At 73.2% G+C, this 14,477-nt stretch carries 12 protein-coding genes; 5 read left to right on the top strand and 7 right to left on the bottom strand.

Annotated features, from left to right (window positions below):
- Positions 1–16 precede the first annotated feature (16 nt).
- From ACWD4U_RS04945 to ACWD4U_RS04920, 6 genes are read right to left on the bottom strand one after another with little or no spacing between them, the layout of a single operon-like run.
- A complete protein-coding gene (locus tag ACWD4U_RS04945; protein ID WP_363449966.1) occupies positions 17–1,021 on the bottom strand; it encodes an ABC transporter substrate-binding protein in 1,005 nt (334 codons plus the stop codon).
- Positions 1,022–1,050: 29 nt separating this feature from the next.
- Positions 1,051–1,818 (bottom strand): amino acid ABC transporter ATP-binding protein, encoded by a 768-nt coding sequence (locus ACWD4U_RS04940; protein WP_363449968.1) that lies wholly within the window; start codon positions 1,816–1,818, stop codon positions 1,051–1,053.
- A complete protein-coding gene (locus tag ACWD4U_RS04935; protein WP_363449970.1) occupies positions 1,815–2,762 on the bottom strand; it encodes an amino acid ABC transporter permease in 948 nt (315 codons plus the stop codon). Before ACWD4U_RS04935 ends, ACWD4U_RS04940 begins: the two co-directional genes overlap by 4 nt.
- A gap of 12 nt (positions 2,763–2,774) precedes the next feature.
- Positions 2,775–3,698: an ABC transporter substrate-binding protein gene (locus tag ACWD4U_RS04930; protein ID WP_363449972.1), complete on the bottom strand. Its 924-nt coding sequence runs from the start codon at positions 3,696–3,698 to the stop codon at positions 2,775–2,777.
- The gene (locus tag ACWD4U_RS04925; RefSeq protein WP_363449974.1) at positions 3,695–4,195 is read right to left on the bottom strand and encodes a GNAT family N-acetyltransferase; all 501 of its coding nucleotides are present in this window, start codon (positions 4,193–4,195) and stop codon (positions 3,695–3,697) included. The genes ACWD4U_RS04930 and ACWD4U_RS04925 overlap by 4 nt, the downstream gene beginning before the upstream one ends.
- The gene (locus ACWD4U_RS04920) at positions 4,192–5,328 is read right to left on the bottom strand and encodes an LLM class flavin-dependent oxidoreductase (protein ID WP_363449976.1); all 1,137 of its coding nucleotides are present in this window, start codon (positions 5,326–5,328) and stop codon (positions 4,192–4,194) included. Before ACWD4U_RS04920 ends, ACWD4U_RS04925 begins: the two co-directional genes overlap by 4 nt.
- A gap of 551 nt (positions 5,329–5,879) precedes the next feature.
- On the opposite strand from ACWD4U_RS04920, the gene ACWD4U_RS04915 reads away from it, so the two are divergent.
- The 3 genes from ACWD4U_RS04915 (at position 5,880) to ACWD4U_RS04905 (ending at position 11,095) form a co-directional block, all read left to right on the top strand.
- Complete coding sequence (locus ACWD4U_RS04915; protein WP_363449978.1) at positions 5,880–6,830, top strand: amino acid ABC transporter permease; 951 nt, start codon at positions 5,880–5,882, stop codon at positions 6,828–6,830.
- Between the two features lie 5 nt (positions 6,831–6,835).
- The gene (locus ACWD4U_RS04910) at positions 6,836–8,722 is read left to right on the top strand and encodes an FAD/NAD(P)-binding protein (protein ID WP_363449980.1); all 1,887 of its coding nucleotides are present in this window, start codon (positions 6,836–6,838) and stop codon (positions 8,720–8,722) included.
- 93 nt (positions 8,723–8,815) lie between these two features.
- On the top strand, positions 8,816–11,095 hold the full coding sequence (locus ACWD4U_RS04905; protein WP_363449982.1) for an FdhF/YdeP family oxidoreductase: 2,280 nt from the start codon (positions 8,816–8,818) through the stop codon (positions 11,093–11,095).
- Positions 11,096–11,153: 58 nt separating this feature from the next.
- Here ACWD4U_RS04905 and ACWD4U_RS04900 read toward each other — a convergent pair whose 3' ends face one another.
- On the bottom strand, positions 11,154–12,671 hold the full coding sequence (locus tag ACWD4U_RS04900) for a C40 family peptidase (RefSeq protein ID WP_363449984.1): 1,518 nt from the start codon (positions 12,669–12,671) through the stop codon (positions 11,154–11,156).
- Positions 12,672–13,006: 335 nt separating this feature from the next.
- Here ACWD4U_RS04900 and ACWD4U_RS04895 point away from each other — a divergent pair, with 335 nt between their 5' ends.
- On the top strand, positions 13,007–14,170 hold the full coding sequence (locus ACWD4U_RS04895; RefSeq protein ID WP_363449986.1) for an inorganic phosphate transporter: 1,164 nt from the start codon (positions 13,007–13,009) through the stop codon (positions 14,168–14,170).
- A gap of 13 nt (positions 14,171–14,183) precedes the next feature.
- Positions 14,184–14,414, top strand: a complete 231-nt coding sequence (locus ACWD4U_RS04890) for a hypothetical protein (protein WP_363449988.1) — start codon at positions 14,184–14,186, stop codon at positions 14,412–14,414.
- The last annotated feature ends 63 nt before the right edge of the window (positions 14,415–14,477 follow it).

The following is a 14,477-nucleotide window of genomic DNA, read 5'->3' as shown; positions in this document are numbered from 1 at the left end:
AGGACGGCGGGCGGGGTCAGCCGGTCTTGGGCAGGCCGGGCGGGTTGATCTCGGAGGTCTGCACCGCCTCGTTGTCCAGGCCCCAGCGCTTCAGCACCTGGGCGTAGGAGCCGTTCTTGATGATCTCGTTGATCGCCGCGTTGAGCGGCTGGACCAGGCCGCTGTCCTTCTTCGTGGTGGCGGCGATCTTGCCCAGCACCTGGTCGCCGGCGCCCGAGTAGGTGCCGATCACCTCGGTCTCGCCGGTCTGGGCGGCGTGGAAGGCGCTGGACGGGTTGGGGCCGAGCCAGGCGTCGATCCGGCCGGAGCCGAGGGCGAGGTAGTAGTCGGAGGCGTTCTGGTAGTACTTCACGTCGACCGGCTTGAGCCCGGCCTTGACGTTCTGGTCGTTCCAGGCGAGCAGCAGCTTCTCCTGGTTGGTGCCGGAGGAGACGCCGATGGTGTGTCCGGCGACGTCCTTCGGGCCCTTGACCGTCCAGCCGCTGCCCTTCTTCGCCTCGAAGCCGAGGATGTCGAGCCGGTAGGTGGCGAAGTCGTACTTCTCCTTGCGCGCCTCGGTGACGGTGATGTTGGTGATGCCGACGTCGTACTTGCTGCTGTCCAGGCCGACGAAGACGTTCTCCCAGGAGACCGGGTTGAGTTCGACCTTGAGGCCGAGCACGTTGCCGATCAGGTAGGCGAGGTCGGGTTCGGCGCCGATGATGGTCCGGTCGTCGGTGGCGTGGAAGTCCAGCGGGGGGACGGTGCCGAGCGAGTCGACGACCTGGAGGGTGCCTCGCTTTCTCACCTCGTCCGGCACGAGTGCCGCGATCGCGTCCACTTTCGGCGTGGTGACGCGGTTCTGATCGGGTGTCAGGTTGACCTGCACGCCGTTGGGGGCGGTGCTCGCCTTGGCGCCGGCCGAGCCGTCGGCGCTGCCCCCGGTGGAGCCGCAGGCGGTGAGCAGGAGGGCGGCGGCGAGCGTGAGCGCGGCCGGGGCGAGGGCGGGGCGGGCGAGCGCGGGGCGGGCGAGCGCGGGCATGGTGGAACTCCTTTGTGGGATAAGGGGTTTCAGAGGACCTTGGCGAGGAAGGCGCGGGTCCGGGCCTGGTCCGGGGCGTCCAGCACCTTGGCCGGCGGGCCCTGTTCGACGACCACCCCGCCGTCCATGAAGACGACGGTGTCGGCGACCTCGCGGGCGAAGCCGATCTCGTGGGTGACCACGATCATCGTGGTGCCGGCCCGGGCCAGGTCCCTGATCACGTCGAGCACCTCGCCGACCAGCTCGGGGTCGAGCGCGGACGTCGGCTCGTCGAAGAGCAGCACCTTGGGCTCCAGGGCGAGCGCCCGGGCGATGGCGACCCGCTGCTGCTGGCCGCCGGAGAGCCGGCGCGGGTACTCCTCGGCCTTGTCGGCGAGGCCGACCCGGGCGAGCAGCTCCAGGGCCCGCTCGCGGGCCTGCGCCTTGGGCACGCCGAGGGCGCTGACCGGGGCCTCGACCAGGTTCTCCAGCACCGTCAGGTGCGGGAAGAGGTTGAAGTTCTGGAACACGAAGCCGAGCCTGGTGCGCTGCCTGAGCACCTCGTGTTCGCGCAGTTCGTGCAGCTTGTCGCCGACGCGCCGGTAGCCGATCAGTTCCCCGTCGACCGCCACGTAGCCGCGGTCGAGCTTCTCCAGGTGGTTGATCGCGCGCAGCAGGGTGGACTTGCCGGATCCGGACGGGCCGAGGATCACCGTGACGGTGCCCGGCTCGACGCTGAGGTCCACGCCGCGCAGCACCTCCAGCCGGCCGAAGCTCTTGTGGACGCCGCGGACCTCCACCATCGCCGTGCCGCTCATGCTCGCTTCTCCCGGATCTCGTCGGCGGCGGCGCGCAGCCGCTGCCAGGGGGTGGGTGGCGGGTTGCGCTCGCTGCCGCGGGCGAAGTACCGCTCGACGTAGTACTGCGCGACGGACAGCACGGTGGTCAGCAGCACGTACCAGGCGGTGGCGACCAGCAGCAGCGGCACCACCCGTCCGGTGCGGCCGTAGATCACCTGGACCTGGTAGAAGAGCTCGCCGATCGCCATCACGTAGACGATGGAGGTGCCCTTGAACAGCGAGATCACCTCGTTGGCGGCGTTCGGCAGGATGCCGCGCATGGCCTGCGGCAGCACGATCCGCCAGGCCTGCCGCAGGCGCGGGATGCCGAGCGCGGCGGCCGCTTCGAGCTGGCCGGCGTCGACCGCCAGCACCCCGCCGCGGATGATCTCGGCGGCGTACGCGGCCTGGTGCAGCGCCAGGCCGAGGACGGCGGCGCCGAGCGCGCCGAGCAGGTCCATGGTGGCGAACGAGGCGAAGGTCGGCCCGAACGGGATGCCGACGCCGATCCGCTTGTAGAGGTAGGCCAGGTTGAACCAGAACACCAGCTGGACGATGAGCGGGATCGAGCGGAACGCCCACACGTACGTCCAGGCGAGGGTGCGCAGGATCGGGCTGCCGGAGAGCCGCAGCGCGGCCACCACCGCGCCCAGGGCGAAGCCCAGCACCGTTCCGTAGGCGGTGAGTTGGAGCGTCAGGCCGACGGCGCGCAGGATGCTGTCGGAGAACACGAAGGCGCGGAAGGTGGGCCAGTCCCAGCCCGGGTTGACGGCCAGGCCGTGCAGGAACTGGGCGATCAGCACCAGGGCTGCGACGCCGGCCGCCCAGCGCCACGGGTGGCGGGCCGGGACGACGCGCAGCCCGGCCGGGTCGTCGCCGGGTGGTCGGAGCGCCGGCCGAGCCTCAGGGGTCGTGGTGGTCATCGGGGCTCCAGGTCAGGGGTGCTCGGGAGGGTTGATCCGCGACTCGGTGATCGCCGAGTCGGCGGTGCCCCACTTGGCGAGGATCTTCTGGTAACTGCCGTCCTTGATCAGCTCGTTGACCGCCGCCTGGAACGCCGGGGTGAGCGGCGAGCCCTTCCTGAACGCGAACCCGACGTCCAGCCGGTGGAACTCGCCCAGGAAGCGGGTGTTGGCGCTCGGCTGGGCGGCCTGGTAGCGCAGCCCGTTGATGGTGGACATCACCACGTCGATCCGGCCCTGCTGGAGTCCGGTGACCACGGCGCCGTTCTCCGAGAACGACTTCACCTCGTACGGCTTCTTGCCGGCCTGCGCGCAGACGTCCTTCCTGGCGTTCAGGGTCGCCTCGAAGGTGGTGCCCGCGCCGGTGCCGACCACCAGGCCGCACAGCTGCACCAGGTCGGTGACGGAGGTCAGCTGCTTGTTGTCGGCGCGGACCCCGAAGCCCTGGCCGTCGTCGATGTAGGTGACGAAGTCGATGGTCTTCAGCCGGGCCGTGGTGACGCCGAAGTTGCCGGTGCCGACGTCGTACTTGCCGCTGCCGAGTGCGGGCAGGATGGTCTCGAACGCGGCGTCCTCGCGCTGGACGGTCAGCCCGAGCTTCCGGGCGACGGCGTTCGCCAGGTCGACGTCCAGACCGGCCGGCTCCTTCTTCGCCGGGTCCGGGTAGTACGCGGTGGGCGCGGTGCCGACCGCGCCGCCCAGCCGGATGCTGCCGGCCGCCCGCACGTCGGCGGGCAGCAGCGCGGCCGCCGCCTCCGACCTGGTGACACCCGCCACGACGTCCTGGCTCGGCGAGACGCCGACCGGGGCGGCGCTCGGGGCGGCCGGTCCGGAACCGCAGCCGGCCAGGGTGAGCGCCGTGAGGACGGCCAAGGCGGCGGGGAGCTGACGCTTCATCGGATCGGTGCCTTTCCCGCCGGGTCGACGGCGAGGTGCTTCTCGAACGGCAGCGGTCCGATCTCCAGTGGATCGGCCGTGACGTCGAACAACGGGGTGTAGCCGGTGGCCAGGTAGAGGCCCCTGGCCTCGGGCTGGCGCGGGCCGGTGGTCAGGAAGATCCGCCGGTAGCCGGCGGCGCCGGCGGCGCTCTCCAGTTCGGCGAGCACCCGGCGGCCGAGGCCCCGGCGGCGGTGCTCGGAGCTGGTCCACATCCGCTTCAGCTCGGCGGTGTGCTCGTCGTAGCGCCGGAAGGCGCCGCCGGCCACCGGCAGGCCGTCGAGCAGCAGCAGGAGCAGCAGGCCGTGCGGCGGCGTGAACTCCTCGGCGGGGTAGCGGGTCATCTCCTGCTGGGCGCCGGGTCCGTAGCGGGTGGTGTACTCGTGGGTGAGTTCGCGGATCAGCGGGGCGGTGAGCGGGTCCCCCAGCGCGACCCGCTCCACGGTCAGCGCACTCACGCCGCAGCCGCCGAGCCGTCGGTCGCCACGCTGTCGGCCGCCTTCGCGGCGTCGCGCTTGGCGACCTCCTCGCGCACGATCGGGATCACGTACCGGCCGAAGTCGATGGCGTCGCCGACGTGGTCGTAGCCGCGGGCGGAGAGGATGTCCACGCCCAGGTCGTAGTAGTCGAGCAGGGCCTGGGCGACCGTCTCGGGGGTGCCCACCAGCGCGTTGGAGTTGCCCGCGCCGCCGGTGGCGGCGGCGGTCGGGGTCCACAGCGCCCGGTCGTAGCGCTCCCCGGCCTCGGCGATCTCCAGCAGCCGCTGCGAGCCGGTGTTCTCCGGCCCGGCGCCGCCCGCGCGGCGGCGGTCCGGCCCGGCGGCGGCGCGGCGCGCCCGGATCGCCGCGACCGTGCGGTGCGCCTTCTCCCAGGCGAGTTCCGCGGTCGGGGCGATGATCGGCCGGAACGCCACCTGGATCCGCGGCGGTTCGGTACGGCCGGCGGCCCGCGCGGCCGCCTTGACCAGCTCGATCTGCTCGGCCGTACGGGCCAGCGGCTCGCCCCACAGGCAGTAGACGTCGGCCTCGGCCCCGCCGGCCGCGTAGGCGGCGGGCGAGGAGCCGCCGAAGGAGACCCCGGGCCGGGGCTGCTGGAGCGGGAAGACGTCCGAGACGAAGTCGTTGAAGCGGTAGAACTCGCCTTCGTGGTCGAAGGGTTCGCGGCTGGTCCAGGCGCGCTTGACGATCCCGATGTACTCCCGGGTGCGGTCGTAACGGCGGTCCTTCGGGACGAAGTCGCCCTCGCGTTGCTGCTCGTGGTCGTTGCCGCCGGTGATGAAGTGGACCGTGAGCCGACCGCCGCTGATCTGGTCGAGGGTGGCGAAGGTCTTGGCGGCGAAGGTCGGGTAGGAGACGTTCGGGCGGTGCGCCAGCAGGATCTGGAGCCGGTCCAGCTTGGCGGCCAGGAACGCCGCGGCGGCGGCGGGTTCCGGGGAGCCGGCGGCGTAGGCGAACAGCACCCGGTCCCAGCCGTGGTCCTCGTGGGCGCGGGCCAGGCGCAGGGTGTAGTCGCGGTCGAAGGCGGCGGTGGTGCGCGGGGTGGTCTCCGAACCGTCGCCGGTGGCGGCGATTCCGAGGAACTCGACGGGCATGGCGGTGGGGCCTTCCGGGTCGGCTGAGGACGTGCCGGGGCAGGCCGGGGCAGGGCCTCGGCGGGCGGGCACGGCGGTGGGCTCGGCGCGTGACGGGGCGCCGGCAGAGCGAGCACGATCTCGAAACAGGCGGCAGCGGATGCCTGATGCGCCGTCAGGACAGGACGGCTTCCGGGCCCGCGACGGGGCGACCGAGGGAGGACTCCCGAAGGAGAAGGGGGCCGGTCAGACGGCCCGCTGCCGAGTCAGCCGCAACACGCTGCGGACCACACCCGACCGAAGTCGATGTGGCCTCGCGTGACCAGGGCGGGCAGCTCGGCGTTCATGCCGAACAGTTGAGCAGCGTGCCCGGCGATCCGTCAACCCGGCTTCCAGATGCCGGAATCGGGTGCTCCTTGACACCGCCGCCTCGCTCACCCGTACGATCGGGACAGAGCGAGAACTGCCCGGGCCCGGTCCGACCGCCGCCCGGAACAGCCGTGTTGAGGGACACGGCGCGCGTGAGTGACGGCATGTGGATTCCGCCTGCCCCGCCGCCCCTGGAGCCCTCCATGGCCTCGCCCTCCGGCGTCCTGAGCGCCGCCCGCCCCGCCGAACCGCCCCCGCCGGAGACCGCGGCGCTGCCGATCGTGCCGCGCCGCCGCCCCCTCCGGTACGCGAGCGGCGGCCTCGCCCTGCTCGCCGCCGCCCTGGTGGCCCGCTCGCTCGCCGCCAACCCGGCGTTCCAGTGGGACGTGGTCGGCGGCTACCTGACGTCCGCCGCGATCCTGCGCGGCCTGCTGCTGACGCTGTGGCTGACCGCCGCCGTCACCGCCCTCGGCTTCGCCCTCGGCACCGCGCTGGCGGTCGCCCGGCTCTCCGGCAACCCGGTTCTGCAGGGCCTGAGTTGGACCTTCGTGTGGATCTTCCGGGCCACCCCGCTGCTGGTCCAGCTGCTGTTCTGGTTCAACATCGGGGCGCTGTACCCGACGCTCTCGCTCAGCCTGCCGCTCGGCCCGGAGCTGTTCGCCGTCCGGACCGTCAACCTGCTCGGGCCGGTGCTCACCGCGCTGATCGGCCTGACCCTGCACGAGGCCGCGTTCGCCGCCGAGGTGGTGCGCAGCGGCGTCCTCTCGGTCGACCAGGGGCAGTTGGAGGCCGCCGCCTCGCTCGGCCTGGGCCGCGGGCGGGTGCTGCGCCGGATCGTGCTGCCGCAGGCGATGCGGGCGATCCTGCCGCCAGCCGGGAACATGCTGATCGGCACCCTCAAGGGCACCTCGGTGATCAGCGTGCTGGCCGTCCACGACCTGCTGTTCTCCGCCCAGCTGATCTACAACCAGACGTACCAGGTGATCCCGCTGCTGACCGTCGCCACGCTCTGGTACGTGGTGGTGACCAGTGTGCTGTCGGTCGGCCAGTACTACCTGGAACGGCACTTCGCCCGCGGCGCCACCCGCGCCGGACTGCCGCCCACACCGTGGCAGCGGACCCGGGCCGTGCTCGGCCGACTGGCCGGACGGTGACCGCGGTGCCCGTCCTGGTCGTCGTCGGCGCCGGGCCGCGGGGCACCGGCCTGCTGGAGCGGATCGCCGCCAACGCCCCCGAACTCCTCGCCCCCGGAACCGGGTTGGACATCCACCTGGTCGATCCGCACCCGCCGGGCGGCGGCCGGATCTGGCGCAGCGAGCAGTCCCCGCTGCTGCGGATGAACTCCATGGCCGAGGACGTCACCATGTTCACCGACGAGCGCTCCACGCTCGAGGGCCCGGTGCGCCCCGGCCCCTCGCTGGCCGAATGGGCCGCCGCCCCCGAGCAGTTCGCCCCCTACCGGCCGACCGCCGACCCGGCGGTCGACGAGGAGCTGCGCGCCCTCGCCGCCACCGACTTCCCCACCCGCCGCGCCCAGAGCGCCTACCTGGACTGGGTGTTCCGCCGCGCCGCCGACGAACTCCCGGACAACGTGCGGCTGTTCGTCCACCAGGACACCGCCCGTCGGATCACCGGGGACCCCGAGGGACCGCAGCGCGTCCACCTCACCGACACCGTGCTGCTCGCCGACCGGGTGGTGCTCGCCCTCGGCCACCTCGACTCCGCGCCCGGCCCCGACACGGCCGCCGCCCGTGCCTTCGCCGGCCGCCACGGCCGCACCTACCTGCCGCCCGCGTTCACCGCCGACACCGACCTCGCCGGGCTGGCCCCCGGCGAGCCGGTGATCGTGCGCGGTCTGGGCCTGGCCTTCGTCGACCTGGTCGCGCTGCTCTCCGAGGGTCGCGGCGGGCACTTCACCCCGCGCCCGGACGGCGGGCTGCGCTACCACCCGTCGGGCCGCGAGCCGGTGCTGTACGCGGGCTCCCAGCGCGGCGTGCCGTACCACGCCAAGACCGGCTACCGCCTGCAGGGCCCGCCCCCTCCGCTGCCGCGCTACTTCGGGCCGGACACCGAACTCCCGCCCGGGCCACTGGAGTTCCGGCGCGACCTGTGGCCGTCGATGGCCAAGGAGATCGGCTTCGGCTACTACCACGAGCTGTTCCACGGCCACCCCGAGCGCACCACGCTGCCCTGGGACGCCTTCCTCGCCGGGTACGACCGGGTCGACTGGTACGGGCCCGAGCGCGAGGCACTGGTCGCCGCCGCGGTGCCCGACCCGGCCGACCGGCTCGACCTGGAACGGCTCGACCGCCCACTGGCCGACCTGCGGACCGGCAGCGCCGACGAGCTCCGCCACCGGCTGCACGCCCACCTGCGCGCCGACCTGGCCCGCCGCTCCGACCTGCGGCACAGCGCCGACCTCGGCGCCTTCCTCGCCCTGCTCTCGCTGTACGGCCAGCTGGTCCGGGTACTGGCCGAGCACCCGCTCACCGCCCGCTCCACGGCCGCCGAACTCGACGGCTGGTGGGCCGGCTTCTTCTCCTTCTACGCCTCCGGCCCGCCCGGCTTCCGCCTGGAGCAGCTGCTCGCCCTCTCCGACGCCGGCCTGCTGCACTTCCTCGGCCCGGAGCTGGAGGTCGCCCTCGACGAGGAGCACGGCACCTTCCGCGCCTCCTCCCCCGCCCTGCCCGGCCACCGCGTGCACGGCACCGCGCTGGTCGACGCCTTCCTCCCCCGGCACGCCCTCGACCGCACCGCCGACCCGCTGCTGCGCCACCTGCTGCGCGAGGGCCGGCTGGACGAGGAACTCCTCACCGACCCGGACCAGCACACCTACCGGTCCGGCCTGATCCGGACCGATCCCGACGCCCGGGTGCTCGACCCCGCGCTCGGCGGCCGCCCGCACCCCCGCCGGACCGCCCTCGGCGCGCCGACCACCACCCGCGCCCCCGCGGCCTTCGCCCGGCCCCGCACCGACGCCCCGTCCTTCCGGCAGAACGACGCCGTCGCCAGACGGCTGCTGACGGAGCTCCAGAAGGAGGGGTGAGCACGCCGGTCCCGCACCGGCGTCCGGCCGCACGACAGCCGTTCGCCCACCCGATACGCTCGCAACACACCGAGCCCTCCGGAGAGTCCCGCCATGGCCAAGCAGCCCCCGCACCGCGATCCCGTCCAGGACGAGCCCCGGGTGGGCCCGCCCGCGCACGCGGCGGCGGGGTTGCCGGCGATCGGGCACACGCTGCGGATGGCGGGCGAGCAGATGTCCCCGCGCCGGGTGCTGGCGACGCTGCGGAAGGTCAACCAGCAGGGCGGGTTCGACTGCCCCGGGTGCGCCTGGCCGGAGCCGGACAAGCCGCACCTGGCGGAGTTCTGCGAGAACGGCGCGAAGGCGGTCGCCGAGGAGGCCACCGAGCGGCGGATCACCGCCGAGTTCTTCGCCGCCCACCCGGTCGCCGAGCTGGCCGAGCGCTCCGGCTACTGGCTCGGCCAGCAGGGCCGGTTGACCGAGCCGATGCTGCTGGCGGAGGGCGCGAGCCACTACGCGCCGATCGGCTGGGACGACGCCTTCCGGCTGATCGCCGAGGAGTTGACCGCGCTCGGCTCGCCGAACGAGGCGGCGTTCTACACCTCCGGCCGCACCTCCAACGAGGCGGCCTTCGCGTACCAGCTGTTCGCCCGCCGGCTCGGCACCAACAACCTGCCGGACTGCTCCAACATGTGCCACGAGTCGTCCGGTTCGGCGCTCACCGAGACCCTCGGGGTCGGCAAGGGCAGCGTCCACCTGAAGGACCTCTACCAGGCCGACCTGATCATCGTCGCGGGCCAGAACCCCGGCACCAACCACCCGCGGATGCTCTCCGCGCTGGAGCGGGCCAAGCGGGCCGGGGCGAAGATCGTCAGCGTCAACCCGCTGCCCGAGGCGGGCCTGGAGCGGTTCAAGAACCCGCAGAACGCGCGCGGCCTGGTCGGCGGCGGCACCAAGCTCACCGACCTGTTCCTGCAGATCCGGCTCGGCGGCGACCTGGCGCTGTTCCGCGCCCTCAACCACCTGCTGCTCACCACCCCCGGCGCCGTCGACGAGGCCTTCATCGCCGAACACTGCGCCGGCTACCCGGAGTTCGCCGCCGAGGCGGCCGAGCTGGACCGGGCCGCCACCACGGACGCCACCGGCCTGCCGTGGGAGCAGGTCGAGGAGCTGCACCGGCTGGTGCTCGGTTCGAAGAAGATCATCGTCTGCTGGGCGATGGGCCTCACCCAGCACAAGCACGCCGTGCCGACCATCCGGGAGGTCGTCAACTTCCTGCTGCTGCGCGGCAACGTCGGCCGCCCCGGGGCCGGCGTCTGCCCGGTGCGCGGGCACAGCAACGTCCAGGGCGACCGCACCATGGGCATCTTCGAGCGGCCCGCCCCCGCGTTCCTGGACGCGCTCGGCAGGGAGTTCGCCTTCGAGCCGCCGCGCGCGCACGGCTACGACACCGTGGACACCATCCGGGCGATGCGCGACGGCCGGGTCAAGGTGTTCTTCGCGATGGGCGGCAACTTCGTCGCGGCGAGCCCGGACACCGACGCCACCGAGGCCGCGATGCGCCGCTGCCGGCTCACCGTGCACGTCTCCACCAAGCTGAACCGCTCGCACGTGGTCACCGGCGCCCGCGCGCTGATCCTGCCCACCCTGGGCCGCACCGACCGGGACTGGACCGACGCCGGCGCCCAGTTCGTCAGCGTCGAGGACTCGATGGGCATGGTGCACTCCTCGCGCGGCGGCCTGCGCCCGCCCGCGCCCGGCCTGCTCTCCGAGGTGGCGATCGTCGCCCGCCTGGCCCGCGCCGCGCTCGGCCCGCAGGACACCGTCCCGTGGGAGGACTTCGCCCGCGACTACGACACCGTCCGGGACCGGATCGCCCGCGTGGTGCCGGGCTTCGACGACTTCAACGCCAAGGTCCGCCGCCCCGGCGGCTTCACCCTGCCGCACGCCCCGCGCGACACCCGGACCTTCCCCACCGCGACCGGCAAGGCCAACTTCACCGTCAACCCGCTCACCGCACCCGAGGTCCCGGCGGGCCGGCTGCTGCTGCAGACGCTGCGCTCGCACGACCAGTACAACACCACCGTGTACGGCCTCGACGACCGCTACCGGGGCATCACCGGCGGCCGCCGGGTGGTCCTGGTCAACCCCGCCGACGCCGCCGAACTCGGCGTCTCCGACGGTCAGTTCGTCGACCTGGTGGGCGAGTGGTCGGACGGCGTGGAGCGCCGCGCCGAGCACTTCCGGGTGGTCCACTACCCGGTGGCCCGCGGCGGCGCGGCCGCCTACTACCCGGAGACCAACGTGCTGGTGCCGCTGGACTCCACCGCCGACATCAGCAACACCCCGACCTCCAAGGCCGTGGTGGTCCGCCTGGAGCCCCAGCAGGCCTGACGCACCGTCAACTCCGCGGCGGGACCGGCATTCACCCCGGACCCGCCGCGGACCCGGACTAGCCGGCGGACGGCGAGCCGGAGCCCGTGCCGGTCGAGGCCGAGCCGGAGGCCGAGCCGCTCGCGGAGGCCGCGGCGGTGGCCGAGGCCGAACCCGTGCGCGCCATCGAGGCCGACGACGACGCCGAGAAGCTGGCCGACGCCGAGTCCGACGCCGTGGCCGAGGCGGTGGTGCCCGGCGTGGCCGACGCGCTGCCGCCGTCGCTCGGCGACGGCGCCGAGGTGGCGCCCGGCGAGTCCGAGGCGCTCGGCTGCGGGGTGGGGCCGGCGGAGCCGCCCGGCGTGGCCGGGTCGGTCGGGGTGGCACCGCCGGTCGGGGTGCCGGTGGCCGGCGGCGGGGGCGGCAGGGTGGACGGCTTGGCGGGCGCGATCCGGACCGAGCCGATCGGCACGTCCGGCACCTTCCAGCCGCCGCCCGCGTCGTCCGCCACGTCGTCCGGGTCGGGACGGACCGCGCCGAGGATCGGCATCGCACCGATCTGCGAGACCTTCACCACGTCGCCGGTGTGCGGCGCCTGCACCATCAGGCCGCCGCCGATGTACATCGCGATGTGGGTGGCGCCGCCGAAGTAGACGATCAGGTCGCCGGGGCGGATCTGGTTCAGCGGGACGTGCTGCAGCTGCGCCCACTGCTCCTGGCTGGTGCGCGGGATGCCCCGGCCGGCCGCCAGCCAGGCCTGCGAGGTCAGCCCGGAGCAGTCGAACACGTCCGGCCCGTCACCGCCCCACACGTAGTCCTTGCCGAGCTGGGCCAGCGCGAAGGCCACCGCCTTGCGGCCCTGCGCGGACGGCGTGCGCTCGCCCTTGCCGAGCGCCCCGGAGGCCAGGAAGGCCAGCTGCGCCTGGTCGGCGCGCTGCTTCTCCAGCACCTCCAGCTCGCTGCGCTGCGCGCCGGTGAGCGAGCCGACCAGCTGCTCGACCTGGTTCAGCTTGGTCGCGACGTCGTTCTTCGCGGCCTGTTGCTGCGCGGCGAGCGTCTGCGACTCCGCCAGCGCCTGCCGGGCGGCGAGCTGCAGCGCGTTCAGGGTGTCCCGGTCGGCCTTCAGCCGGTCGAGGAAGGCCTTCTGCGACCGCCCGGCCGAGTCCAGCAGCTCGGCGATCAGCACCGCCTCGTACGGGTCCTTGGCGAGCAGCAGTTCGGCGTAGCCGGAGACCTGGCTGTTGCGGTACTGGGCGGCGGCGAGCTGGGCGGCCAGGTCGGAGCCGGTCTCCACCGCGGCCTGCTGGCGGACCACCCGGTCGTTCAGCTCGGCGAGCGTGGCCTGCTGCTCGGTGAGCCGGGCGGCGGTGGTGTTGTACTGCTCGGTGGCGGCCTCGGCCTGCTGGTACAGGTCGTGCAGCTTGTCCAGCAGCGGGCCGAGGGTGTTCTTGGCGTCGGCCAGCGGGTCGGCCCCGGGGGCGACGGTCGGCGCCGTGATCGGGGCGCCCGGCTCGGGCGCGGCGTACGCGGCCGAGGCGAACGGCAGGCTCAGCGCGGCGGCGGCCAGCACCGCTCCGCAGCGCAGGGCGGCACGCACCCACGGCCGTAGGCCAGAAGACTCCGTGCACTGCCCAGCCCCCATCGACCGGCCCTCCCCTGATTGTCCGTCGGCGATCTGCGCCGAATCCTGCCACGTGGGGCCGTCTTCCCGTCAGGGGGTATCGGGGCGACTCGGTGAATTCTCATCCGGCCCGGCGTGTGAGAACACTCTCACCCGGAGCCCCGACCTCCATGGAAACCCAACGGCCCGGCCAGTCGGACGTCACCAACGGAACCCCGACTCCGTTCGTAGTTAACCTCCCGTTCACCGAGGCTTCCTACGGTCGCCGAGGACAGCAACGTCAGTCCGACCACTACGACGATTGTTTGGGTATGGAACACATCACGTTCCTGGTGGCCGTTGTGATCATCACGGCGCTCGCCTTCGACTTCACCAACGGCTTCCACGACACCGCCAACGCGATGGCCACCTCCATCGCCACCGGCGCCCTCAAGCCCAAGGTGGCCGTCGCGATCGCGGCGGTGCTGAACTTCGCGGGCGCCTTCCTCTCGGTGAAGGTCGCCACCACCATCTCGGGCGGCATCGTCAACGAGAAGTCCGGACTGCAGCCCTCGATCATCTTCGCCGCCCTGGTCGGCGCGATCCTGTGGAACCTGCTGACCTGGCTCAAGGGCCTGCCGTCGTCCTCCTCGCACGCCCTGTACGGCGGCCTGATCGGCGCCACCGTGGTCGGCGTCGGCCTGCACGGCGTCAACTTCTCCACCGTGGTCTCCAAGATCCTGATCCCCGCGGTCGCCTCGCCGATCGTGGCGGGCCTGGCCTCCTGGGGCGCCACCAAGCTGGCCTACCTGATCACCCGCGGCGCGCCGAAGAAGTCCACCGAGAAGGGCTTCAAGCGCGGCCAGATGTTCTCCTCCTCGCTGATCTCGCTGGCGCACGGCACCAACGACGCGCAGAAGACCATGGGCATCATCACGCTGACCCTGGTGTCGGCCGGTGCGCTGCACAAGGGCGCCCAGCCGCCGACCTGGGTGATCGTCAGCGCCGGTCTGGCCATCGCGCTCGGCACCTACATGGGCGGCTGGCGGATCATCCGCTCGATGGGCTCCGGCCTGGCGGACATCCGGCCGCCGCAGGGCTTCTCCTCGGAGACCGCCGCGGCCACCGTGATCCTGACCTCCTCGCACATGGGCTACGGCCTGTCCACCACCCAGGTCTGCTCCGGCGGCATCATGGGCGCCGGCCTCGGCGGCCCGTCCGGCAAGCTGCGCTGGGGCATGGTCCGCCGCATGGTCTACACCTGGGGCCTGACCCTGCCGGCCGCCGCCGCGGTCTCCGGCGCCGCCGCCTTCGTCGCCGACCAGGGCGACTGGGGCGTGGCGCTGGTCGGCCTGGCGCTGGTGCTGGGCGCCGGTTCGATGTGGCTGCTCTCCCGCCGCCAGCCGGTGCACGCCGACAACGTCAACGAGACCACCCAGGTCGAGGTCCCGGTCACCGCCGCCCCGGCCGCCCCCACCACCACCATCGCGGCCTGAGAGGACGTCAGCCATGCAGATCAAGTGGGCCGCACTGGCCGAGACCGCGGGCGTGAGCCTGGCCGTCACCCTCGGGGTGGTCGTCGTCTTCGCCCTGGGCAACCTCGCCCTGTCCCGCCGCGAGGCCGCGGTGGCCTCCGGGGCCACCGGCAAGGGCGTCCCCGCCCTGGTCGCCGCCGGCGTCTGCTTCGCCGCCTGCGCGGCGGTGGTGGGCTACGGCATCTCGCTGATCGCCTCCAAGTAGGCATCCGCGCACCGCACGACGAAGGGCCCCGCCGGATTACCGGCGGGGCCCTCTCGCGTGCGT

This window comes from Kitasatospora sp. NPDC002522 (genome assembly GCF_053595195.1).
The sequence above is the reverse complement of the archived record's forward strand: the minus strand, read 5'-3'. Positions and strand labels throughout refer to the sequence as shown.